This is a genomic window from Pelagihabitans pacificus (genome assembly GCF_009371985.2).
GTDB classification, from domain to species: Bacteria; Bacteroidota; Bacteroidia; order Flavobacteriales; family Flavobacteriaceae; genus Pelagihabitans; species Pelagihabitans pacificus.
Map to the genome: position 1 here is coordinate 435,986 of NZ_VIKU02000003.1, position 21,653 is coordinate 457,638.

At 38.0% G+C, this 21,653-nt stretch carries 23 protein-coding genes; 20 read left to right on the forward strand and 3 right to left on the reverse strand.

Annotation, left to right across the window (positions count from 1 at the left end):
- Positions 1 to 44: 44 nt before the first annotated feature.
- The 12 genes from FK220_RS12515 (at position 45) to FK220_RS12570 (ending at position 12,382) form a co-directional block, all read left to right on the forward strand.
- The gene (locus FK220_RS12515; protein ID WP_152574666.1) at positions 45 to 1,082 is read left to right on the forward strand and encodes a DUF262 domain-containing protein; all 1,038 of its coding nucleotides are present in this window, start codon (positions 45 to 47) and stop codon (positions 1,080 to 1,082) included.
- On the forward strand, positions 1,082 to 2,059 hold the full coding sequence (locus FK220_RS12520) for a nucleotidyltransferase family protein (protein WP_152574667.1): 978 nt from the start codon (positions 1,082 to 1,084) through the stop codon (positions 2,057 to 2,059). Before FK220_RS12515 ends, FK220_RS12520 begins: the two co-directional genes overlap by 1 nt.
- A 418-nt stretch (positions 2,060 to 2,477) precedes the next feature.
- Positions 2,478 to 3,323, forward strand: a complete 846-nt coding sequence (locus FK220_RS12525; protein ID WP_152574668.1) for a peptidase MA family metallohydrolase — start codon at positions 2,478 to 2,480, stop codon at positions 3,321 to 3,323.
- A 12-nt stretch (positions 3,324 to 3,335) separates the two neighbouring features.
- Entirely contained in the window at positions 3,336 to 3,878 is a 543-nt protein-coding gene (locus FK220_RS12530) for a DinB family protein (protein WP_152574669.1), read from the forward strand.
- Between the two features lie 314 nt (positions 3,879 to 4,192).
- Positions 4,193 to 5,524, forward strand: coding sequence for a serine hydrolase domain-containing protein (locus tag FK220_RS12535; RefSeq protein WP_152574670.1), 1,332 nt, complete (start codon positions 4,193 to 4,195; stop codon positions 5,522 to 5,524).
- A 337-nt stretch (positions 5,525 to 5,861) separates the two neighbouring features.
- Positions 5,862 to 6,230, forward strand: a complete 369-nt coding sequence (locus tag FK220_RS12540; protein ID WP_152574671.1) for a VOC family protein — start codon at positions 5,862 to 5,864, stop codon at positions 6,228 to 6,230.
- Positions 6,231 to 6,671: 441 nt separating this feature from the next.
- Entirely contained in the window at positions 6,672 to 7,250 is a 579-nt protein-coding gene (locus FK220_RS12545) for a DUF7010 family protein (RefSeq protein WP_238719004.1), read from the forward strand.
- Positions 7,251 to 7,577: 327 nt separating this feature from the next.
- Positions 7,578 to 8,477 (forward strand): GNAT family N-acetyltransferase, encoded by a 900-nt coding sequence (locus FK220_RS12550; protein ID WP_152574672.1) that lies wholly within the window; start codon positions 7,578 to 7,580, stop codon positions 8,475 to 8,477.
- A gap of 409 nt (positions 8,478 to 8,886) precedes the next feature.
- The gene (locus tag FK220_RS12555; RefSeq protein ID WP_152574673.1) at positions 8,887 to 9,612 is read left to right on the forward strand and encodes a TolB family protein; all 726 of its coding nucleotides are present in this window, start codon (positions 8,887 to 8,889) and stop codon (positions 9,610 to 9,612) included.
- A gap of 347 nt (positions 9,613 to 9,959) precedes the next feature.
- Positions 9,960 to 10,259: a hypothetical protein gene (locus tag FK220_RS12560; RefSeq protein ID WP_152574674.1), complete on the forward strand. Its 300-nt coding sequence runs from the start codon at positions 9,960 to 9,962 to the stop codon at positions 10,257 to 10,259.
- A 14-nt stretch (positions 10,260 to 10,273) separates the two neighbouring features.
- Entirely contained in the window at positions 10,274 to 10,576 is a 303-nt protein-coding gene (locus FK220_RS12565; protein WP_152574675.1) for a hypothetical protein, read from the forward strand.
- Between the two features lie 69 nt (positions 10,577 to 10,645).
- On the forward strand, positions 10,646 to 12,382 hold the full coding sequence (locus tag FK220_RS12570) for a CocE/NonD family hydrolase (protein WP_152574676.1): 1,737 nt from the start codon (positions 10,646 to 10,648) through the stop codon (positions 12,380 to 12,382).
- Positions 12,383 to 12,480: 98 nt separating this feature from the next.
- Here the strand turns inward: FK220_RS12570 and FK220_RS12575 are convergent, their stop codons facing one another.
- Together FK220_RS12575 and FK220_RS12580 are read right to left on the reverse strand one after the other, a co-directional pair.
- Complete coding sequence (locus FK220_RS12575; protein WP_152574677.1) at positions 12,481 to 13,173, reverse strand: LytR/AlgR family response regulator transcription factor; 693 nt, start codon at positions 13,171 to 13,173, stop codon at positions 12,481 to 12,483.
- A complete protein-coding gene (locus FK220_RS12580) occupies positions 13,170 to 13,988 on the reverse strand; it encodes a sensor histidine kinase (RefSeq protein ID WP_152574678.1) in 819 nt (272 codons plus the stop codon). The genes FK220_RS12575 and FK220_RS12580 overlap by 4 nt, the downstream gene beginning before the upstream one ends.
- 219 nt (positions 13,989 to 14,207) lie before the next feature.
- On the opposite strand from FK220_RS12580, the gene FK220_RS12585 reads away from it, so the two are divergent.
- From FK220_RS12585 to FK220_RS12615, 8 genes are all read left to right on the forward strand, one after another.
- Positions 14,208 to 15,383: a metallophosphoesterase gene (locus FK220_RS12585; protein ID WP_152574679.1), complete on the forward strand. Its 1,176-nt coding sequence runs from the start codon at positions 14,208 to 14,210 to the stop codon at positions 15,381 to 15,383.
- A 346-nt stretch (positions 15,384 to 15,729) separates the two neighbouring features.
- Positions 15,730 to 16,086 carry a YdeI/OmpD-associated family protein gene (locus tag FK220_RS20065; RefSeq protein ID WP_238719005.1) on the forward strand — a complete coding sequence of 119 codons (357 nt, stop codon included), beginning with the start codon at positions 15,730 to 15,732 and terminating at the stop codon, positions 16,084 to 16,086.
- 6 nt (positions 16,087 to 16,092) lie between these two features.
- A complete protein-coding gene (locus tag FK220_RS20290) occupies positions 16,093 to 16,308 on the forward strand; it encodes a YdeI/OmpD-associated family protein (RefSeq protein ID WP_394352428.1) in 216 nt (71 codons plus the stop codon).
- Between the two features lie 23 nt (positions 16,309 to 16,331).
- Positions 16,332 to 16,805, forward strand: a complete 474-nt coding sequence (locus FK220_RS12595) for a YdeI/OmpD-associated family protein (protein WP_152574680.1) — start codon at positions 16,332 to 16,334, stop codon at positions 16,803 to 16,805.
- A 453-nt stretch (positions 16,806 to 17,258) separates the two neighbouring features.
- Positions 17,259 to 17,672 carry a DUF7670 domain-containing protein gene (locus FK220_RS12600; RefSeq protein WP_449421298.1) on the forward strand — a complete coding sequence of 138 codons (414 nt, stop codon included), beginning with the start codon at positions 17,259 to 17,261 and terminating at the stop codon, positions 17,670 to 17,672.
- 144 nt (positions 17,673 to 17,816) lie between these two features.
- Complete coding sequence (locus FK220_RS12605) at positions 17,817 to 18,290, forward strand: YybH family protein (protein ID WP_152574682.1); 474 nt, start codon at positions 17,817 to 17,819, stop codon at positions 18,288 to 18,290.
- 310 nt (positions 18,291 to 18,600) lie between these two features.
- Positions 18,601 to 19,800 (forward strand): alanine dehydrogenase, encoded by a 1,200-nt coding sequence (locus FK220_RS12610; RefSeq protein ID WP_152574683.1) that lies wholly within the window; start codon positions 18,601 to 18,603, stop codon positions 19,798 to 19,800.
- Between the two features lies 1 nt (position 19,801).
- Positions 19,802 to 20,182, forward strand: coding sequence for a DUF4258 domain-containing protein (locus tag FK220_RS12615; RefSeq protein ID WP_152574684.1), 381 nt, complete (start codon positions 19,802 to 19,804; stop codon positions 20,180 to 20,182).
- Between the two features lie 204 nt (positions 20,183 to 20,386).
- On the opposite strand, the gene FK220_RS12620 is transcribed toward FK220_RS12615, so the two are convergent.
- Positions 20,387 to 21,553 (reverse strand): proline dehydrogenase family protein, encoded by a 1,167-nt coding sequence (locus FK220_RS12620; RefSeq protein ID WP_152574685.1) that lies wholly within the window; start codon positions 21,551 to 21,553, stop codon positions 20,387 to 20,389.
- Positions 21,554 to 21,653: the final 100 nt, after the last annotated feature.

The following is a 21,653-nucleotide window of genomic DNA, read 5'->3' on the forward strand; positions in this document are numbered from 1 at the left end:
GCAGTTTTGAGACAGACTGCCGTTGTGAGACATTAAAATAAATTATGAATAGAAGACAAAATTTACAAACAGTAGCTTGGTTCTGGGACTTAATGAACCGAGAATTATTAGAGCTTAACCCTCCATATCAGAGAAGAAGTGTTTGGAGTAATTCATATAAAGAATACTTTATTGACACTGTATTGCTGAATTATCCTGCACCAGCGATATTCGTATATGAAGAAATACATGACTCTGGACTGACCAAATATTCAATTGTAGATGGAAAGCAAAGGCTTACGACAATTTTCGAATTTATACAAGACTTATTTCCAATAAGTGATAGTGCGACGGTAACAGATTTAAGAGGTAGATATTTTAGCGAATTAGATCCTGCAGATAAAAATAAGGTTTGGGCATACACATTTTCTGTTGAATATTTACCAACCGCTGAAGAAGGAGTAATTAATAATATTTTCGATAGAATAAATAGAAACGTTGCAAAGCTTTCTGCACAAGAACTTCGCCATGCAAAATTTTCAGGAGAGTTTATAACTCAGTTGGAAACAGTATCAGAATGGACATTTGAAACATTACCTAATGGCTTTCCACAAATTGCTGGTCAATCAATTAAACAAATGAAAGATATTGAGTTTATTTCTCAAATTTTACTTTTGATTGAAGACGGACCACAAGGTTATTCTAGCAATGAACTTGATATTGCATTCAGTGATAGAGAGGATGAATGGTTAGAATCAATAAGTGTTATTAGAGAGTTTAGGTCTGCTATTAATCGAATTAATTCAATTTTAGAAATTGATGATGATGCTTCTCTTCAAAGATCGAGGTTAAGAAATCAAGCAGATTTTTATACATTAGTTGGTGTAGTTAAGAGGATTTCCGATGAAAATATTGAAATAACGAACAATCAAATCTATGAACGTTTGGAGGAGTTCAATAACATAATTTCATCAGAAGAACAAAGAGAAGCTGAAGGCAACGAGGCAATAAATCAATATTACGGCTTTGCAAGAGCTGCTTCTAATTCAACTAGAGCAAGAAGAGAAAGAGAAAACATACTTTTTAATTTTGTTATTAGCTGATGGTTGTTGCTAATCAAATAAAGACGAAGTTTGCTCTTATAGAGCCGTACCTAGATAGAATTAATTCAGACTTAGATGCGATACTATTGAATTATTGTAAGTCTAACAACTTTGCCTATTCATCTCGCAAGAAAGATTTATTCTCTGTAAGTGAGAAATTTGAAACTGCTAGATTCAAATCTTGGGATGAAATTGACGATCTCGTCGCATGCACCATAATTGTTCCAAATTTGAATAAAGAACCTGAAGTAATTGCATTTATCAAGTCAAAATTTAATGTAGTTGATATTAAAAATAAGCAATCATTTGAACTTAATCCTGAGAGTTTTAGATTTGATGCTACTAGGTGTTATTGTAAACTTAAAAGTCTTCAAACTCAAGTTCAAACAATTTACAATCAATACACTGTTGAAATTCAAGTAAGAACAGCTTTAGAACATGCTTGGTCTGTAGCTACTCATCCTCTTACATATAAGAGTGATATAGTTGAATGGGAAATGAGTAGATTGGTATCAAAGCTGAAAGCCAATATCGAACAGTTAGATATGCTAATAATTGGTGCAGCTGATATTAAAAGGCATATTATAAGTAGAGGTTTCACAGGTGTAGATTTTAAAAAATCAATCATTAGAACAACTAAAAAACTATTAGAAAATAAAATAATACCTGCAGAGCATAAACCAAAAGATTTATCTCGATATTCGGAAAACGTATTTAATCTATTCCGTAACTCATCTGACCTTAGAGGATATTACAAACAAAGAAATTTCAAGCAGCTAATTGAATTTTATGAAAATAGCTTGAAATCTTTGTCAGGTTCTTTTCCTATGAGTATTTCTTTATATCAAATTGTTTTAGGATTGTTCATTCAAAATGATCGACTAAAGGATGACTCTAAACTACAATTTTTGATAACGAATGAAATGAAATCCATATTTCCAAAGTCGAGTGAAATAAAAAAAGTAATTGAATTATAACGTCTCACAACAAAGAACTGAGTTAAAAAACAAGTTCTTTTAGTTCAATTTCGACACATGGTTTTCATCAAAGGGCAACCCTGATTTTGCTATCACCAAAGGCCTGCAATACAACCCGAAATTTTATCGCCGAAATGAAGTGCAAATGGCATTGTAGTCATTACTCCAAACTGCAAACAATCCTGTTTTAGGCGCTTACAAAAGCAACCAGGAAATGGTCGAAGAAATTGCTATTCGTGTACCTACCGTAAAAACACATAACAAATGGTTATCTCAAATTAAACGTAGCCAATAGAAAAGAATTATTCTTAAAATTCAAAAAATAGTACCGGTACTAGTACTTAAACCATACGCCTTAAAGACCGTTTACACGTATTTAATTTTTTCATTTGTAGCAATAGTTGCTAAATTCTCCAAATTGAAAAAAAAGAACCCAGCCCTAATTGGCCGTAGTCAAAAATGTACACTGGTTTTTATCCTAATGTTGACCATAACCGCTTGCAAGCCAGGTGGAGCGCCAACAAAACCCGTTGATAGTGATGGTTGGGCAAAAGAAACAAAAGTTTCAAAATTGATAAAAAATGTCAATTTCATCTTTCCGGAGAGCGGGTATGCATTCGATAACAAAGAAGAAATAATCAAGCGGACTTTCGATGCCATTGAGCATAACATTAAAATTCTCGATAAGAAGGAATTTACCGATACCATCTATGTTAGAGTAATGTCCTCCCGTGACGAAATGTTCATCTATACGGGTACGAGAGCAATTGGCAATGCGTACCCCTATTGGAGCACCTTAAACATAGTTGCCAATGAAGATGTTGTGAACCCACCAATAAAACACGAATTGATGCATCTAATTGCGATGTTGGATTGGGATTATCCGAGAAGGAACTGTACGTGGATGAATGAAGGTCTTGCAACATTAGCAGCCAACGAATGCAATGGTAGAACAGTTGCGGAAATTTACAGGTTTCTTTTAGAGGAAAATAAACTAATTTCAATGGAAGATCTAAGTTCCGACTTCTATGGACAGTCGGAAATGATCGGATACCATCAATCTGGTTACATGGTGCAATATCTTTTGGAAAACTATGCCTTGGAAAAATTTAAAACCCTTTGGACGGACGGATTTGAAAAGTTTGAGGAAATATATGGACTTCCGTATTCACAAGTCAAAGAAAATTTAGAAAAGGTAGTAATGGGCAACTATCCCGAAGCGCCTGAAATCGATTGGGAAAAATTTAGTAAGGGCTGCAAGTAAATCCAAAATCGTATGAAAAATAAACGTATCCTAACCGTCTTTATCATAATTAGCGTAATTACCACCCCTCTTTGCGCGCAAGAAAATGACTTTATAAAGGAATATTTGGAACGATTGGAAAAATCGAAAGAATATTTAATCCTTGTCGCGGAAACGATGCCAGAGGATACATATGAGTTCAAAGCAACACCTGAATCAATGAGTTTTGCAGAAAATTTAATGCATATTGGCTGGGCAATGGATTGGCATAGTCAATCATTAATGGGCGGCCGTGAAGCCAGGGATTGGAACACGGACACGGAACTAAAAGTAAGCAACAAATCAAAACAAGAAATGATTGCCAAAATCAACGAAACTTTTGACAAAACCATAGAATTCATCTCCAATTTTGGTGTCAAAAAACTTGAAGAAAGATTAGATTATTTTGGGTCGAATAGAACAAAAAGACAAGTTATGTTATTGCTTGCCGACCATATCACGCATCACAGAGGGCAATTACTTGTTTATATGCGACTCAACGGACTTGTTCCGCCAAGATACGTGTTGTTTCAATAAACCCAAACAGCATTGAATAACGGAACATAGAATGGGGTTCTCTATCATACCCCGGATTGAATGCTAGAACCTAAATCCACAGAATCCGAACACAACGAAAGGGCAAAAATGCCTATAAAACATTCCTAAAATGGGCTTTCCGAAAGGTCGGCCTGTACTTCCGAAGTCTTCAAATTTTTAATTTGGTTATATTTAAAAAAACAATAGTGACCATAAAATTTAAAAAGTCGACTTGTGTATGATCCGAGAAGCTATCATCTACCTGCCTGCCGCGTTTGGGACACGAGAACGCCGTGTTTAATTATAAAAAAAGAATGAGAGTTCACAAGAAAACGCTTATCCTACTGTTTATCGGATTTTTATCCCATTATTCGTTCGCCCAGGAGTTGAAAGAACTGGAAACTAAAATTGATGGTTATATCAAGCCTTATCTTGAAATGAATGCTTGGAGTGGGCTAATTACCATGTACCAAAATGGCAAACCCATATTTCGGAAAGGCTATGGGTATGCCGACAAAGAATGGGAGGTAAAAAATTCCCCTGAAACCAAATTTAGAATTGCCTCAATATCCAAAGTCTTTACCGAAGTTGCCGTTCTTCAGTTAGTTGAAACCGGAAAAATTGCACTCGATGACCCACTGTCCCAGTTTATTCCCGACTACCCCAGAGGAAATGAAATTAGTATAAGGCAATTAGTAGGCCATCGCTCGGGGATACCACACCTGAATAGCTTCCCAAATTATAACGTACTCAACAAAATAGGATATGATTTAGAGGAAATCATTGAACTATTCAAGCATAGACCCCTTGACTATGAACCAGGGGAACGCTATAGTTATAGTAATTCCGGTTATGTCTTACTGGCCGCTATAATAGAAAAGGTAAGTGGCCTTTCGTACGAGGAATTTTTAAAAGTAAATATCAATAGCAAGATTGGCTTGAGCAATACGGGTGTGGACAGTAATGCTAAAATATTGAAGAATCGTGCAAGAGGATATATGTTCAATGAAAACGGCGTACTTATCAATGCCGAATATGTAAATATGAGCATAAAAATCGGTGGGGGTTCCCTGTATTCAACAGCAGATGATTTAAACGAATTTATTCAAAGCCTTATAAAAGGGAAGTTGCTTAAATCTACGTTAGCGGAACTACCGAATTTTGGGATTATTGATGGAAAAGATGTTTTTACCGCGAATGGCCGCGTACAGGGTTTTTGTCATCAAATTACCCATAGGATAGAAGAAGATATGACCATCATAGTTCTTGGCAATCACTATTCCAATATAGCGTTGCCTATTTCACAAGATATCTATCGGATTTTTAAGAATAGGGAATACAAAACACCTGTAAATTATTTAGCGCAGAAAATTGATGTCTCTATCAACGAACTCACTAAATATGAAGGGACCTATGATTTTGGATTTGGCCCCGTAGGTAACGTTAAAGCCATTGGTAATAATTTAGGCTATTTAGCACCGGGAAGGAAAACCTATGATATTTTGATACCCATCGATGAAAATACCTTTTTCTATATTCAGAGTTGGGTCATACTTAAGTTTAAAGATCCGGACAAAGAATCGTTTAAAACGTTGGAATGGATCATGGGCGAAAATGCATATCCCGCAAAAAAAATGAGTAACTAAGGGCTCCCATGAAACGCCTTAGCCCTATTCTAAACTTAAATACTATTTCCTTTTTATTTTAAACCACTTTCCCTACTATTCGTGACAATTCGTGGAATTAGTATCGAGCCACGAATGGGTCTCGGTAATGCCTAAGAATTCTTAGCTATCGCGTTATTGGATACTTCGTTGACAGGTTCTTTTGGGCCAGGGTACAAGTAGCATAGTGGAAATCGATACGCAAGTAGCGACCAATACTTTTAAAAACGTACAAAATTCTCTAGTTTAGGGGTATCTACAAAAGAGAAATATAGTTACTAGTGACTATGTACAATTGTTGGTATTAATTTAAATCGTAATGGGAAAAGAAGTAGTTCATTTTGAAATAGGTTGTAGTGATATAGAGAAAACTTCGGGATTTTATAAAAATGTTTTCGATTGGAATTTAACACGGCAAGGGAATTCAGCCATCATTGAAACAGGGGGAAAAGACTCTATAAGTGGACACCTAAATGAATTAGGACCAAATGAACCTCAAAAATATATAACCCTCTACATAGAGACCGACTCTCTTAACGCGGACTTAAGAGCTATCGAATCTAATGGAGGAAAGATACTTGTAAACCCGATTAAACTGCCTGATGGTAGAGAATTTGCCTGGTTTGAAGATATAGCGGGTAATACGGTTGGACTTATTACGCCGAAAGCCGAAGAAAATTCAAAATGACAAAAAACTACGGCCATCAATGTATTAATGTATTCTATGAAAAGCCCTATTCCAGTTCTCTAAAACGATTTAATATTTCATATTTGCTTTAAGCCATCTTTTTGCTTTTAGTATTACTTGCTCGGCATTGTTTCGGCAAGCTCGGCAAACGACTATGTGTGATACACTCATTCTCGTGTTCACCGACACCTATATCATCTAAGCTATTAAACCTGTTCACTTGTAGCGACCCACCCTTTTAAAAACGTACAAAATCCACTAGATTAGGCGTATCTACAAAAGAGAAATATAGTTACTAATGATTACATACAATTGCTAGGGTGCAAATTTTTTTGCACATCCAATTTTCGAAATATTCAAATTTGACATCCTTAATAAGGTTTATGTAACATTTTATGATTTCTACATCTAAAAGAAAAAATTAACAGAAATAAAAGATGTATGGAACAAAAACGTTTAAAAAAATTGAAAACGGAAATTCAGCTTCAAGCAAAAAATGGAATTGATTTTATTTTGGCTGCCGGTATATTGTGGCTGGCAATATCTTACATATGGACTTTAGAATACACATCCTATAATACAAGTATATTCACTTTTATGTTTGGAGCAGTCTTGCTACCTCTTGCTTTTGGTTTATCTAAAATTTTGGGTACAAATTGGAAAGTCAAAGACAATCCTCTACAACCGCTTGGACTTTGGCTGAACTTTGCTCAACTGGTTTACTTCCCGTTCTTAATTTTTACCTTAATCAAATATCCTGATTATTTCATTATGGCATACGCTATAATAACAGGCGCTCATTTATTTCCTTACGCTTGGTTTTATGACGAGCTAGGATACGCTGCTTGTGCTATAATAATTTCTATTGGAACTTTACTGATAACCCTGAATATTGAAGTCGAATTAATATGGACTGTTCCATTATTTACATCGATTATACTATTCTTACTGGCAGGTTGGATTTTAATAGGGATTAAGAAACGGAAGAATCAAAACGTTTTACATCAACGGCTTCCATGAAAAGCCCTAGCTCAGTGCGCCAAAGATTATTAATGGTTCTTTTCTTAAACCACGTTCCCTACTATTCGTGACAATTCGTGAAATTAGGGTCGAGCCACGAATGGGTCTCGGTAATGCCTAAGAATTCTTAGCTATCGCGTTATTGGGTATTTTTCACAGGTAGCTTTTGGGCCAGGGTACAAGTAGCATAGTGGACATGTAACTGCATATAGCGACCCGAACTTTCAAAACATAAAAAATCCATTAGATTTGGGGTATCTGCAAAAGAGAACTATAGTTACTAGTGGCTATGTACGCTTATTATGCACAATTAGAAAATAATTATTGATGGAGTTTATAGAAGTCAACAGTATAAGCTACGGGTTTGTAAAAGACTTTAGACACAACCAAGAAATTAGAGCGAGCTTCAATGAGTTGACCCAAGCCGTATTTCAATTCGATTTAGAAAATTGGTATTTAAATGGTTACTGGAATGACAATTACATTCCTTATTCGTTATTGCATAAGAATAAAGTGATATCAAATGTTTCGGTTAATAAAATGGAGTTTATCATCGAAAATGAGAAAAAAGTAGCTGTTCAAATTGGTACTGTAATGACCGACAAAGAATATCGACATCGAGGTCTTAGCAAGTTTATTATGGAGCAAGTACTAAATGAATGGAAAGAACATTGTGACTTTATATATCTATTTGCTAACGACAGTGTTCTTGATTTTTATCCAAAATTTGATTTCGAGATTATAGATGAATACCAATATTCAAAACAGCTAAGCACTAGTAAAACTCTAAATTCATCATTAAAAAAACTCAATATAGATAACAAATTTGATAGGGAGTTATTTCTAAATATAGTAAACGATACAAGTCCAATATCAAAAGTGTCAATGCAAAACAATACATCGTTAATTATGTTTTATTGTTCGTCCTATAAGAAAAATAGTATGTATTACCTCGAGAAACTCAATACCGCAATTATTATGGATATTGAAGATGACACGCTTTACTTAAGTGATGTATTTTCAAAAGAACGAGTTCAACTAAACGATGTAATTCAACTAATAACGAATGAAACGATAAAAAGAGTAATATTGGGATTCACCCCATTAGACGAATCCAATTACCAGAGGAGTTTGTTGAAAACAGGAGATACCTTATTTATAATGAAAGATATGGCTAACTATTTCAAAAATCATAAATGGAGGTTTCCAGTGTTATCCCACGCCTGAAAAATTGACTCGATAAAATAACTATGCATTACAAAGGCTATAATCCATTGTGGCGGATTTCCGTTTGGGAAATCCGTAGCTTTATAAGCAGGTTCGGGCTACTACGGAAAAGTCCGCACGACTTTTCCCGCATCGTATTATAACCAGACCGCTAGGCAACAGTAAAAACAAACGCTTTGAAAAAAACAAACATCCTTTTCCTGCTTACCATTCTCGGATTTTTAAGTTGTAAGAACGAACAGAAAATACCGAAGGTTAAGTACGCAACAGGTATAGTTTCAAAACCAATCCCGTTTGCAAAAGGCATCATTTCAACGGAAGATAATAGCGAATTTGAACTGACTTTTTCAACGAACGGACTTACAACCTACTTTCCAGAAGGGCACCCGAAGAAAAGCAAAAGATTTATGTGAGTGATTTTGAGGACGGTCAATGGACAACACCAAAACTAGCTGATTTTTCTACTGACAGAGACGAAACAGCACACATAACCCCAAATGGTAAGTTCTTTTTCTTTGGTTCGGAACGTCCGATTCCGAACCAGCCGAATAAAGGAAACTTTGATATGAATATTTGGATGATGGAAAAAACAGCCAACGGTTGGAGTGAACCAAAACCCTTGCCCGAACCGATTAATTCCGTTCAAATAGAAAACGAGGAATGGCCATCATCCAACAATAATTTCCTTTTCACGAACGATGATGAAACTTTCTATTTCACCACAATGATGCGTGGGACAAAAAGTATAAAATTGTACGAAACGAAATTTGATGGAACTTCGTTTTCTGAACCAAAAGCGATAAACGGAATTTTTGACGATGAAAAATTTTGGATTTATTCGGCCGTGATTTCCCCAAATGGCAACTATTTGGTTTTTAATTCCTATGATGCACCTGGCGGAAAAGGTGGCGAAGATATTTTTGTGTGTAAAAAGACAGAGAATGGATGGAGCAACGCAAAGCCAATCGGAACACTGGTCAATTCAAAAGATGAAGAAAGCAGTCCAAGATTTTCGAGAGACGGTAAATACTTCTTTTTTAGTCGGGCCGAGAATCTAGGAAACTATGAATATGGGGAATGGAGCATTTTCTTTGTCGAAACCGAATATTTGAATTTGGAAAAAATATTTGAATAAGGAACGTTGCCTGACACCGGCTCCTATAAAAGCCCTGGCCCGGTCTCCCAAAGGCAATAATATATCCTTCTTGTCTTAAACCGCTTTTTTGCCTTTTAAGACCCTTCCTGGAACACATGTCTGGCCACGAAGCTGTTGCAGGGATATTGAGGAATTGTTAGCTATTGAGTTGTGGAGTGTTTGTACAAGCATCCTTTGAGGCACGGTTCAAGAAAACGTCTCATATTTACATCGAAGTGGCTACTGCTGCATTTGGTTCGATCAAAAATCCTTTAGATTTGTAAAAGACATATGGTAGATAATGAACACGTGTTCATTATCCATACGTTGTGCTTCATTAAAAAAAAATGAGCCTAAGAGGAAAAACAGTAAGAATACTAGTCAGTGAACCTTTTGAATGGAGTCACGGAAACCTCTTTGGGACAATCGAGGATGACAGAGGCGGCAAAAGTTTGAAGGTTAGATTGACCAAAGAAATTGAGGGGAAAAAATTGACGAGCGACTTGATGGCACTTAAGCCAAGATATAAAGAAGAGACTTTTAAACCACTCTTACAAAATTACTCGGTGGCAGTTGTAGTAGCCTTGATAGCAGAGGATACTGAGAACTTTGACTATACAATTATAGGAAGCGTGACTGTAGATTAATGAATACGGACAAAATGCAAGAGGACATAATTGTAAAGGTAGAGATCGACAACTCTGGCAGACTTCATGTAACACCGGAAAAATCGAAATTCACTCATATTTACAGGACAGCTACTGAAGTGCATTGGGAAAATGACAAAAGATCTTTGTACTCCCCAAAACCAAGAGACTGGTCTTATTTGGATTGGTTTTTACACATAATAGGAGTAGCCAGAACAGAATGTCTGACCGAGTTGAAAGTGAATGGGAATACAGAATGGATTAATATTACAACTGAACTTAAAAATGAAATAACGAAAGCACAACAAGATTTATAGTGCATACCTTTGTTATACACGTCATACACGAAACCTTGTGTGCAAACAATGAAGCTCAATTCCATTACAATGAAGACCATACTTCAACTGCTTATTTTTCTTTTTATTACGAGTTGTGATACAGAAAATAAAAACGTGTCTACTTCCCGAATAGATGAAAACTATCTTATACAAGACGTTCTGATTACTACCCAAGACGGAGCAAAAGTTTCCGCAATTGTTGTTAGAAACAATAAAGAGGAAATACCAAAACCAGTGATTTTACAAAGTACTATTTATGTTAGGGATAAAGGGCGAGACCTCAAATCTTTAAAAGAATCGGTAGATAGAGGTTATGTTGGAGTTATTACGTACGCACGAGGAAAGTATTTGAGTCCGGATGAAATATGGCCATATGAAAACGATGCGAATGATACCTACGATGTAATCGACTGGATAAGCAAGCAAAGATGGTGTGATGGCCGAATTGGTATGTTCGGAGGAAGCTATAACGGATTTACACAATGGGCTTCGCTCAAAAAACCACACCCTGCGCTGAAAACAATTGTACCCTACGTAGCGAATAGACCGGGCATGGGTTTACCAATGGAAAACAATGTGTTTATAAATTCAAACTACGAATGGGCATTTTATGTTGGCAACAACAAACATTTAGATACAATCGTAGGTACCGACAGACAAAAATTTAGAAATTCAATGTTTACATGGTGGGAAACAGGTATTGCCTACCATAAAAGAGATAGTCTCGACAGCCTACCCAATAAATGGTTTCAAAAATGGATAAAGCATCCTGATTTTGATGAATACTGGCAGAAAATGGCGCCTTATAAAGAGGATTTTGCCAAAATTGATATTCCAATTCTTTCGATTGATGGTTATTACAACGATTCTCAAAATTCAGGATTGTATTATTTGAGTGAACATTACAATTACAATCCTGCAGCAGAGCATTATCTCATTATCGGACCTTATGATCATTTAGGAGCGCAAAGAAAGGGTTCAAAAGAAATTAGCGGCTACAGAGTAGACCCGGATGCACTTATTGACACTAATGAAATAACGTATGAATGGTTCGATTACATCTTTAACAATGCGAAAAGACCTGAAAAATTAAAGGACAAAATTAACTATCAAGTAATGGGCGCCAACAAGTGGAAAAGTGCGTCGACTTTAGATAGTATGAGTAATAACTCGTTTAAATTTTACTTGACAAATCATAAAACAAACCATTTTTATTCACTGAGCGAAAAGAAGCCATCCGAAAATAATTTTCTTTATCAAGAAGTCGATTTTGCAAATAGGGAGATTTGGAATAATGATTATTATCCAGGTCAAATAATACGTGATTATGTTGATACGGGAAGCGGGTTTAATTTTATAAGTGAACCTTTTGAAAATTCAATTGAAGTCAATGGTTCTTTTTCAGGCGAATTAAAAGTGAGCATCAATAAAAAAGACTTTGATTATGGCGTAACATTGTATGAAATGTTACCTGACGGAAAACTTTTCCATCTTTCGTACATCGTTGGTAGGGCAAGCTATGCTAAGGATATTACAAAAAGAGAATTGTTAACATCGAATAAAATCGAGACCATTCCTTTTTCGAATACACATTTGGTAAGTAAAAAGATACGTAAGGGAAGTCGATTACTTGTATATGTAAACGTGAATAAAAATCCATTCTCGGAATTGAATTATGGAACAGGCAAAGCCGTAAGAAATGAAACCATAAAGGATGCCGGGCAGCCGTTAACGGTAAAATGGTATTGTAACAGTTTTGTGGTAATACCTATTTGGAAAGATTGAAACAGAGCAGTGCCAGCACATAACACCGTTTATAGTGTAGCTATCTTTCGAGATAGCTACGACACCATACGCAAATTGTCAGCTACATTTAAAAACACCTATTTTACCAAATTATTTATTTCATTTTTGTAGGATTTTCCGATAGGTACGAAGTAATCACTGATCTTAATCCTGTTTCCTTCTATAGAACTGATATGTTGTATAGAAACTACAAAGGACTTATGTACTTGGATGAATTTATTTTTGGAAAGTCTTTGAATGATAGTTGAAATTTTATCCCTTATCGTAAATGTTTCACTTGCTGTATAAATCTTCACGTAGTTTCCAGCAGCTTCAATATGACTTATATCGTTAACATTAATTTGCGTATGTGTTTTGTTGGCATAGATAAACATAAAATCTGATTGTTTATCGCTTTTTATATTATTGGTTATCATAGAATTTGACTTAGTTGCCTTATTGAATGCTTTTAAAAACCGTTCAAAACTAAAGGGCTTTAATAAATAGTCAACCACATCTAAGGTGTAACCTTCCAAAGCGTATTCCTGATAGGCCGTTGTAACAATCACTTTCGGTGGTCTGGAGAGTGTTCTTAAAAATTCAAATCCCTTTAACTTGGGCATATTGATGTCTAAAAAAATTAAATCTATTTCATTTTCCCTCATATAATCTAAGGCTTCAATTGCATCATAACAACTTTTCATTAATTTCATATTGTTCATTTTATCACAATATGATCTTATGATTTCATGAGCTATAGGTTCATCATCTATAATAAGATATTTCGTCATAATTCCAAGTGTAATGCGACAGTATGGACATCATTGATTTTTGTAAAGATAAGCTGGTGCTTTTCAGGATATACCAAGTCCAATCTACGTTTTAGGTTTTGTAAGCCTATTCCGGGGGTTTTTGGGAGTTCTTCAGAATCAAAATTATTTTTGACCTCAAAAAAAACCTGTCCTAAGCATGCAGTCAATTTTATGCATACAAACGCATTTTTTCTTAAGTTTTCCACTCCATGTTTAAATGCATTCTCAACAAGAATGATGTAGAGTAGCGGCATTATTTTATAATGTTCCTTATCGATGTCGATTTCGAATGTAATGTCGATATCCTTGTAATAACGCATTCGATTTAGTTCAATATAATTTTTTAAGTATTCAATTTCTTCCTCTATTCCTACAGTCTTTCTCTCACCTTCATAAATACTATATCGCATAAGCTCAGAAAGTTTTAAAATGAGCGCCTTTGCTTTTTCAGAATCGACATCTATTAGGCCATACAAATTGTTCAGTATATTAAAAAAGAAATGCGGACTTACTTGACTTTGTAAATGCAGTAGTTCGTTTTTTATCTTTTCATTTTTCAACTGAACGATAGCTTTTACTTGCAAGGTTATCCATAGTAGACCAGCTATGAGCAATAGTACATAATAGCCTTCGATCAAACGAGCTATGGTAGGATGAAAACCTTCTAAAAATACCACGGATGTCTCGTTGGTAGCAATGAGTTTATATGCGGTGATGAAAAGTGGAATTAAAGCGATTCCAACGGCTATGCCTATTATAAGTATTCTATTGCTTTTTGATAAAGTAAAAATCATACCGCAAAATACGTTTTATTAAAAGCGTTTTTAAACAAAGGTGACAAACAGTGTTAAAACCGTGATTAGTATGGAATTTCCCGGGATTAACAATGTTTTTCTATCTAGACATCATTTTGCCACCTCTTAATAGAGGTTTATCACATTTACTTTCTTTGGTTCCCTCTCCATTACAATCTTGCGACAATAAAAAATGAATCATCACCAAAATTGATAACAATGAAAAAAAGAATCTTACGTTACTTCAAGCACATTTTCGGAACACTACTAATTTTATTAATAGCGGCACTTTACATATTAATCGCAGAAGATGGTGGTATTCATTATGGAGATAATGATTTAAAAATGAACTGGGATAATGAAGGTCCTTACGTATTTTATGAAAATGACAGTATAGTCAGTGTACAGTATATAAAAGGTAATCAAAAAGAGGGCTTTTATGTAAACAAAGAAAAGTACTCATCTACAACAGCCATTCCATTAGCATGCTATTTCGCCCTTGATGATACCAGTTTCAAATTTTCAATAGACAACAGGAGCATTGAAACGCCAAAGGCGACTTATCAAGATGATGAAAAAATCTTGGCAATTTCTGATATTGAAAGTGGCTTCAAATCATTTAGGGATTTTTTAATCCATAGTCAGGTTATAGATGAACAATTACAGTGGACTTTTGGTAAAGGACACCTTGTTTTGGTAGGTGATTTTGTTGATAGGGGTTTTTCTACCACCCAAGTACTATGGTTCATTTACAAGTTGGAGCAAGATGCAAAAAATCAAGGCGGTATGGTACATTTTATACTTGGTAATCACGAAATAAAAAATCTACAAGGGAATCATGAAGCTGCCTCCCTTAAATATAATTATGTTTCGGCTATTCTGGGTAAACAACAGTATGACTTATACGGTGGTAATTCTTTTTTAGGTAGATGGCTAGAAAGTAAAAACACCATCGAGCGAATCAACGGACACCTTTTTGTGCACGGAGGCATACATCCAGATGTTGCAAACGCAAATGTGACTATTGAAGACGTAAATAAAATTGTCAGAGCAAATTATCGTAATCCTTTTTACCCAAAAAGGGAAAAGAGTACGGAACAGTTGCTAATCTCGACCTTCAAAGGGCCTTCTTGGTATCGTGGTTATTTTAAAGAGGACATAACACTCGATGAAGTTGAGAAAGGACTTGATAATTTTAATGCGAAGGATGTTATTGTCGGGCATACGATACAGAAGAAAATAACCAAGCAGTTTGAGGGAAAAGTATTAGGCATCGATGTACAGCACCCCAAGGATTATCATAAAAATTGGCCTAACAGAAAATCGGAAGGGCTTCTAATTGAAAATGAGACCTACTACCGCGTTTTTGATGATGGGGAGAGAAAGAAAATATAAGTGTTGCCAACATCGGCTCCCATGAAAAGCCCTAGTCCAGTCTCCCAAAAGCAATCAATATGTCATTTTCATTTTTAACCACTTTTTTTGCCTTTCATGACCCTTCTGGGAACAAATGTCCGACCACGAAACGGTCGCAGTATTAAACAGGCGCTGTTAGCTATTGGGGTATCTGCACGGGTATTTTTTGGGCCACGGTTCAAGTAAAACAACGGGGATTTACGCCTATCTGGGAGACAGGCACTTCATGAACATTCAGAATCCCTTATCTTAGCCTATAATGACCACATATTCAATGATCCTATTCCTACGGTAGGCACCGTGTAAAATCACCAGGAACCAAACAATGATAAAAACTGAAAATTTTGACAGAGTCGAAATAGCTTCAATAGAAGAATTGCATTCCTGGTTACTTAAAAACCACGAACAGGCCGAAAGCATATGGCTCGTAACCTACAAGAAGAACCAACCTGAAAAATATGTTTCGAGATGGGATGTACTTGATGAGCTTATTTGTTTTGGATGGATTGATGGCATAAGACGGAAACTTGACGACCAAAGGACTATGCAGTTAATTTCAAAACGCAAAGTCGAACATTGGGCCAAAACCTATAAGGAGAGGGCAAAGAAACTCATCAATGAGGGAAGAATGCATGATTCCGGGATGGCATCAATAGAGCGATCCAAGTCAAGTGGATTGTGAGATTTTATGGATGATGTCGATAATCTCGTTGTTCCGGAAGACTTGAAGAACGAATTGGAAAAACGCCATGGAGCCACTGCTTTTTTCAATGCTATAAACGACTCCAGTAAAAGATTTGTTTTAAGGTGGATCAAGCTGGCAAAAACTGATAAAACCAGGATAGCCAGAATCAAAAAAATAGCATTGTTATCCTCAAAAGGAGAAAAACTAAAAGGAAGCTAACCCTCTCTTAGAATGCAAGTGAAATGAAGAAATTTACGGGACAACAAGCGATAAAGCAATTGGAAAAACGTAAAGGTGGATATTTCTATTTGAAAATTGATTCAAAAATTATTAATCAATTCAGTAGAAAACGAGCCACTCGAATGATTTGTACAATTGCCGATAAAGTCTCATACCGTTGCGGACTCAATCATTTAGGCGATGGAAATTTCTACCTGATAGTGGCAGGGAAATACCTTGAAGAACTGAACAAAAGACTTGGCGAAGAAGTCGTATACAGAATTGATGAAGACCCGGACCAATTAGGTGTTGAAATTCCAGAAGTACTGTCCGTTCTTCTGGAACAAGATGCTGATTCGAAAGAAATTTTCGACAAGTTGACAGACGGAAAAAAAAGAAGCCTTATTTACAGTTTTATCCGAACAAAAGATATTGATAAGCAAATTAAAACCATCATTGATTTTCTAAATAAGGAAAGATTAAAAATGAAGAAGTAAATAAGACCCGTAGCATGCTGTATAGTGCATTCCCAATGGGGTACGCAGCATACACGGAACGCTAATGGCAATTTATTCATGTCATTTCTATTGTAATGGGTATTCATGTGTTCGCTCCGTTCGGAAGATACGGTAATTTTTGTTCCCCATACCGCAAAATCCCGAAGACACAGCCGTATTAGCGGCCTGCTCCGATAACTATCATTTGAAAATTAGGGTGTGCCGAGGGACAACTTTTCAAACAATAGCTTAGGGATTTTGCTATATTTCCTTAAAAAATCGATTACCCGCGCTCCTACGCACTCACTGTGTACGCAGCTGTTGTGTCGATCAGGTCGTTATGGCAAGTTTTAGGAATATGGCAAACGAAAGAACGAGAAAAAATAAAAATGAGGACTTATTTCGAAAAAAGAAGTTTACTCAAAACTTGAATAAGTAAATACACTTAATAGGATGAAAGTACGTAGTAAAATAATCCACTGGTTGCCAAGGGTTATATGCATACTAGCTATCCTGTTTATCAGTATGTTCGCACTCGATGCTTTTAACCACGAAAAAACAATCTGGCAACAGATTGGTGATTTTCTTATGCATCTCATTCCATCTTTTATTTTAATCGTTTTTCTAATCATTGCATGGAAACGGGAATTTATTGGTGGTGTACTATTTATTTTAATTGGGCTTGGATTTAGTCCATTTATCTTCTTGCACAATTATAATATGAACCAATCCGTATGGGTGAGTCTTATGATTGTTCTTATAATTACAGTCCCGTTTATTATTGTAGGAATTCTTTTTATTGTGAGTCATAGAATGAAAAAAAAGAATCTTTCCTCTTCAAATAAAAACCATCAAACCAACCCATAATATTGTGTACAGCTCATTTCGTAGGATTTTCCAGCGGGAAAACTCAGCCTGATTCGCTAACTTGGCCTACGGCAGAAAAGTCCGGTCGACATTTTCCGCACCGAGCTACGCACGAACCGTTGGCAATCATTGAATAGTATAGAAATGAAAAATTTAATAGTTTCAACAATCATTATTTCTTTGTTGTCATGCACCGGCAACCAGACAAAATCAAACCCGGTATCACCTGCAAAAATAGATGTTGAAAAAGAACTTGAAGGAATTGAAGATTTGCGGTCTAATTTCGTGTTGGCATTAAAGGAAGGAAGATATGAGGATATTGGAAAATATGTAACTGCGGATGCTAAAACAATAAGAGCTGGAGGCCCGGGTTTTGATGAAATGTTCGCACTTGGAAATGAACGTGGTATGTTTCCGTACGATAGTATAATAATGACGCCAACCGAAACGCAAATAATGAATGACTCAATGGCATATGATTGGGGCTCAAGTAGAACATACTACACTAACAAAGAAGGGGAGAACGTAGAACTGAGGAACTCTTTCTTGGTAATTTTAAAAAAAGTCGATGGTGAATGGAAACTTCATCGAGAAGTTGCATCTTCAGTAATTGAATAAAACAATTGCACAACAATGGATATCATAAAAATCCCTAGTCCAGCACCCTAACCTGAACTACTATTTCCTTTTTGCTTAAGCCCACTTTTTTCTTTTAGTATTGCGCACTCGGCATTACTTCGACAAGCTCGGCACATGCCTATGCGTCATCGGCACTGTTAATGGGTCTGTGGCCTTGTCCTTTTTAGCTTTTCCGCGTTGTTCCCAAATACCTCCCTATCGATCCTCCTTTCCGATAGCTCCTATTCCCGCGTTTCCCTGAAAAAAATGTATTTTTACTACTCGAATCCTATTTTCGCAACTATCCATCATGAATCAACCGAGCTCTCCCTTTAGCAAACAACAATTGCTACCCCAAGAAGAAACCCTGGAAGTTTTAAAACAGAAAAGGGAGCTATTTATCGGTATTCCCAAAGAAAACCAGTACCAAGAACAACGCGTGTGCCTCACGCCGGACGCCGTGAATGCGATTACGGCCCATGGCCATCGGGTGCTGATCGAATCGGGCGCGGGCGAAGGGGCCCATTTTTCCGATAAGGACTATACCAATGCCGGTGGGGAAATTACCCGTGATACCAAAAAGGTGTTCGGTTGTCCCCTGCTGCTCAAAGTGGAACCCCCTACCCTCTCGGAAATCGAGATGATGCATCCGCAGGCGACGATTATCTCGGCACTGCAGATCAAGACCCAGGAAAAAAAATACTTTGAGCACTTGGCCAAAAAGCGTATTACCGCCATCGCCTTCGAATACATTCGGGACGAGGACGGAAAGTACCCCGCGGTACGGTCGCTCAGTGAAATCGCAGGAATCTCCTCGGTTCTCATCGCCGCCGAACTCATGGCTGCCACCAACGACGGTAACGGACTCATGTTCGGGAATATCAGTGGGGTGCCCCCTGTGGAAGTGGTCATCATTGGCGCCGGTACGGTCGGGGAATTCGCGGCCCGATCGGCCATAGGCCTGGGTGCCAATGTGAAAATTTTTGACAACTCGCTTACCAAGTTACGCACCATTCAATCGCGTCTTCGGCAAACCGTATACACCTCTACCATTCAACCTAAAAACCTCTTGAAGGCCCTCAAGCGATGTGACGTGGCTATCGGTGCGGTACGCGGTACCGACCGGGCACCGGTCGTAGTGAGTGGCACTATGGTCGAAAATATGAAAAAAGGCGCGGTCATCATCGATGTGAGCATCGATATGGGTGGGTGTTTCGAGACCAGCGAAGTGACCGACCACAACAAGCCGACCTTTGAAAAATACGGGGTCATCCATTACGGGGTGCCCAACATCCCCTCGCGCTACCCGAAGACGGCCACCGTGTCTATCAGCAATATCTTTACCCCCTATCTCCTAAAATTAGGCGAGGAAGGCGGGTTGGAAAACTCCCTTCGATTTGATAAAGGGCTACGAAACGGACTCTATCTGTATCACGGCATCTTGACCAACAAATCGGTAGGCGAATGGTTCGACCTGCAGTACAGCGATATTAATTTCCTGATTTTCTAGTATGGACTTCCTCAAACGCCTGGGATTTTATCTGATAGGGTTTTCCGTCGGTATTGTTTTTCTGGTGCTTTTTTTAAAGAAGAAATCGGAGGAGACCGGCGCTTCCTTTTGTTACTTCCCCAATTGCCGCACCCTGAAGGATATTCGCTCCAAACCCATTGCCTATTCCGATGAAATGCAGGCGTTATTGGCCAACCAGACCCTCGACACCGTCGATATCAAGGCCTTTCTGAACAATGGAGATGTTGATTTCGGCCGTAGCGATACGAAGTCGGCCCCCTGCAAGACCTATTTTATTGAAGGGGAAATCGCTACCAAACAGGCGGTGCTCAAGGTGAAAAACTGTCCGTCAAAAGCCATTATCGAAACGGTGGAACAGTAGACGGCGTATAGCCTACCCACCCACTTTTTTGAAGTCGACCTCCTCAAATCAAAGCCATACTCCCGGTCCGTTCCCAATCGGGGCGGTGTTGGATAATAGAAGCGCTTTGCCACTTCGGCCGTGCCCAGTGCAGGCCTGCCCATCGTGACCGGTTTTGTTCCTAGGCGGTTATGGTAACCACCACTACTAACTTCCAAAAAAAGATTAGATTTTCCGTCGTTTCCTTTCTTTTTTCAATAGGGCCAGCTCCCGCGTCGTCTGGCCGGCGACGGAGGTGTTCTCCTCCGCCCGACGGATCAAATACGGCATCACATCGCGAACGGGCCCGAAAGGCAGGTATTTGGCAACATTGTATCCCCGGGCCGCCAGGTTGAACGAAATATGATCGCTCATCCCGTACAACTGCCCGAACCAAATCCGGGAATCGTCGTTGGAAATCCCGTGTTCCCGCATCAGTTCCATCAGCCGATAGGTGCTGCGCTCATTGTGGGTGCCGGCAAAAAGGCAAATGGTATCGATATGGGTGACCATAAAGTCGATTGCCGCATCAAAATTAGCGTCGGTTTCCTGCTTGGTAGCACAGATGGGTGAAGGATAGCCTTTTTGTTCGGCCCTTTCATTTTCCTTTTCCATATAGGCCCCACGCACCGCTTTCATACCGATCTTGAAGCCGTCTGCCTTTGCCTTTTCGTGCAATTGTCTTAGATAATCCATCCGGTCCCAACGGTATAACTGCAAGGTATTGAACACGATGGCTTTCTTGGTGTTGTACTTTCGCATCATTTGCTCCACCAGTTGATCGGCGGCATCCTGCATCCAGCTTTCCTCGGCGTCGATGAGCAGGGAAACATCCAGGTCATAGGCTTTTTTGCAGGTTCTGTCGAAGCGTGCCACCACGCGGTCCCACTCCATCCGTTCCTTGTCGGAGAGCGATTTTCCCTCGCTAACTTTTTTGAAGAGTGCAAAACGTCCATACCCGGTGGGCTTGAAAACCGCAAACGGAATCGCTTCCTTTTCCTTCACGAAGTCGAGCACCTTTAACACCATGGCCAAGGCATTGTCCAACGGGTCTTCGTCATCCTTCCCTTCCACGGAATAGTCCAATACCGAACAGACGTGTTTGCTCCACATTTTGTCGACCACCGGCATACAATCCGACTCATTGACCCCCCCACAGAAATGGTCAAAAACCGTGGCACGGATCAGTCCGTCGACCGGTAAATGGGCCTTCAGGGCGAAATTGGTCATCGCCGTACCGATGCGCACCAGTGGCTCGTTGGCAATCATTTTGAACAGGAAATAGGCACGTTCCAATTCGGAATCGGTCTTTAGCGAAAAAGCAGTTGCGGTATCTTCAAAAATTCGCTCCATAAATGCTAATTTATTCAGTTTCCAAAGATAAACACCCCAAAAATATTCCTGTCAATAAAATTTAGGTTTATTTTGTAGCCATTTTGGACCTGTTCCCTGC

Excerpts from the sequence above, each read along its gene's own strand:
- FK220_RS12515 (WP_152574666.1), top strand. The coding sequence starts at position 45 with ATGAATAGAAGACAAAATTTACAAACAGTAGCTTGGTTCTGGGACTTA.
- FK220_RS12520 (WP_152574667.1), top strand. The coding sequence starts at position 1,082 with ATGGTTGTTGCTAATCAAATAAAGACGAAGTTTGCTCTTATAGAGCCG.
- FK220_RS12530 (WP_152574669.1), top strand. The coding sequence starts at position 3,336 with ATGAAAAATAAACGTATCCTAACCGTCTTTATCATAATTAGCGTAATT.
- FK220_RS12535 (WP_152574670.1), top strand. The coding sequence starts at position 4,193 with ATGAGAGTTCACAAGAAAACGCTTATCCTACTGTTTATCGGATTTTTA.
- FK220_RS12540 (WP_152574671.1), top strand. The coding sequence starts at position 5,862 with ATGGGAAAAGAAGTAGTTCATTTTGAAATAGGTTGTAGTGATATAGAG.
- FK220_RS12545 (WP_238719004.1), top strand. The coding sequence starts at position 6,672 with ATGGAACAAAAACGTTTAAAAAAATTGAAAACGGAAATTCAGCTTCAA.
- FK220_RS12550 (WP_152574672.1), top strand. The coding sequence starts at position 7,578 with ATGGAGTTTATAGAAGTCAACAGTATAAGCTACGGGTTTGTAAAAGAC.
- FK220_RS12560 (WP_152574674.1), top strand. The coding sequence starts at position 9,960 with ATGAGCCTAAGAGGAAAAACAGTAAGAATACTAGTCAGTGAACCTTTT.
- FK220_RS12565 (WP_152574675.1), top strand. The coding sequence starts at position 10,274 with ATGCAAGAGGACATAATTGTAAAGGTAGAGATCGACAACTCTGGCAGA.
- FK220_RS12570 (WP_152574676.1), top strand. The coding sequence starts at position 10,646 with ATGAAGACCATACTTCAACTGCTTATTTTTCTTTTTATTACGAGTTGT.
- FK220_RS12575 (WP_152574677.1), bottom strand. The coding sequence starts at position 13,173 with ATGACGAAATATCTTATTATAGATGATGAACCTATAGCTCATGAAATC.
- FK220_RS12580 (WP_152574678.1), bottom strand. The coding sequence starts at position 13,988 with ATGATTTTTACTTTATCAAAAAGCAATAGAATACTTATAATAGGCATA.
- FK220_RS12585 (WP_152574679.1), top strand. The coding sequence starts at position 14,208 with ATGAAAAAAAGAATCTTACGTTACTTCAAGCACATTTTCGGAACACTA.
- FK220_RS20065 (WP_238719005.1), top strand. The coding sequence starts at position 15,730 with ATGATAAAAACTGAAAATTTTGACAGAGTCGAAATAGCTTCAATAGAA.
- FK220_RS20290 (WP_394352428.1), top strand. The coding sequence starts at position 16,093 with ATGGATGATGTCGATAATCTCGTTGTTCCGGAAGACTTGAAGAACGAA.
- FK220_RS12595 (WP_152574680.1), top strand. The coding sequence starts at position 16,332 with ATGAAGAAATTTACGGGACAACAAGCGATAAAGCAATTGGAAAAACGT.
- FK220_RS12600 (WP_449421298.1), top strand. The coding sequence starts at position 17,259 with ATGAAAGTACGTAGTAAAATAATCCACTGGTTGCCAAGGGTTATATGC.
- FK220_RS12605 (WP_152574682.1), top strand. The coding sequence starts at position 17,817 with ATGAAAAATTTAATAGTTTCAACAATCATTATTTCTTTGTTGTCATGC.
- FK220_RS12610 (WP_152574683.1), top strand. The coding sequence starts at position 18,601 with ATGAATCAACCGAGCTCTCCCTTTAGCAAACAACAATTGCTACCCCAA.
- FK220_RS12615 (WP_152574684.1), top strand. The coding sequence starts at position 19,802 with ATGGACTTCCTCAAACGCCTGGGATTTTATCTGATAGGGTTTTCCGTC.
- FK220_RS12620 (WP_152574685.1), bottom strand. The coding sequence starts at position 21,553 with ATGGAGCGAATTTTTGAAGATACCGCAACTGCTTTTTCGCTAAAGACC.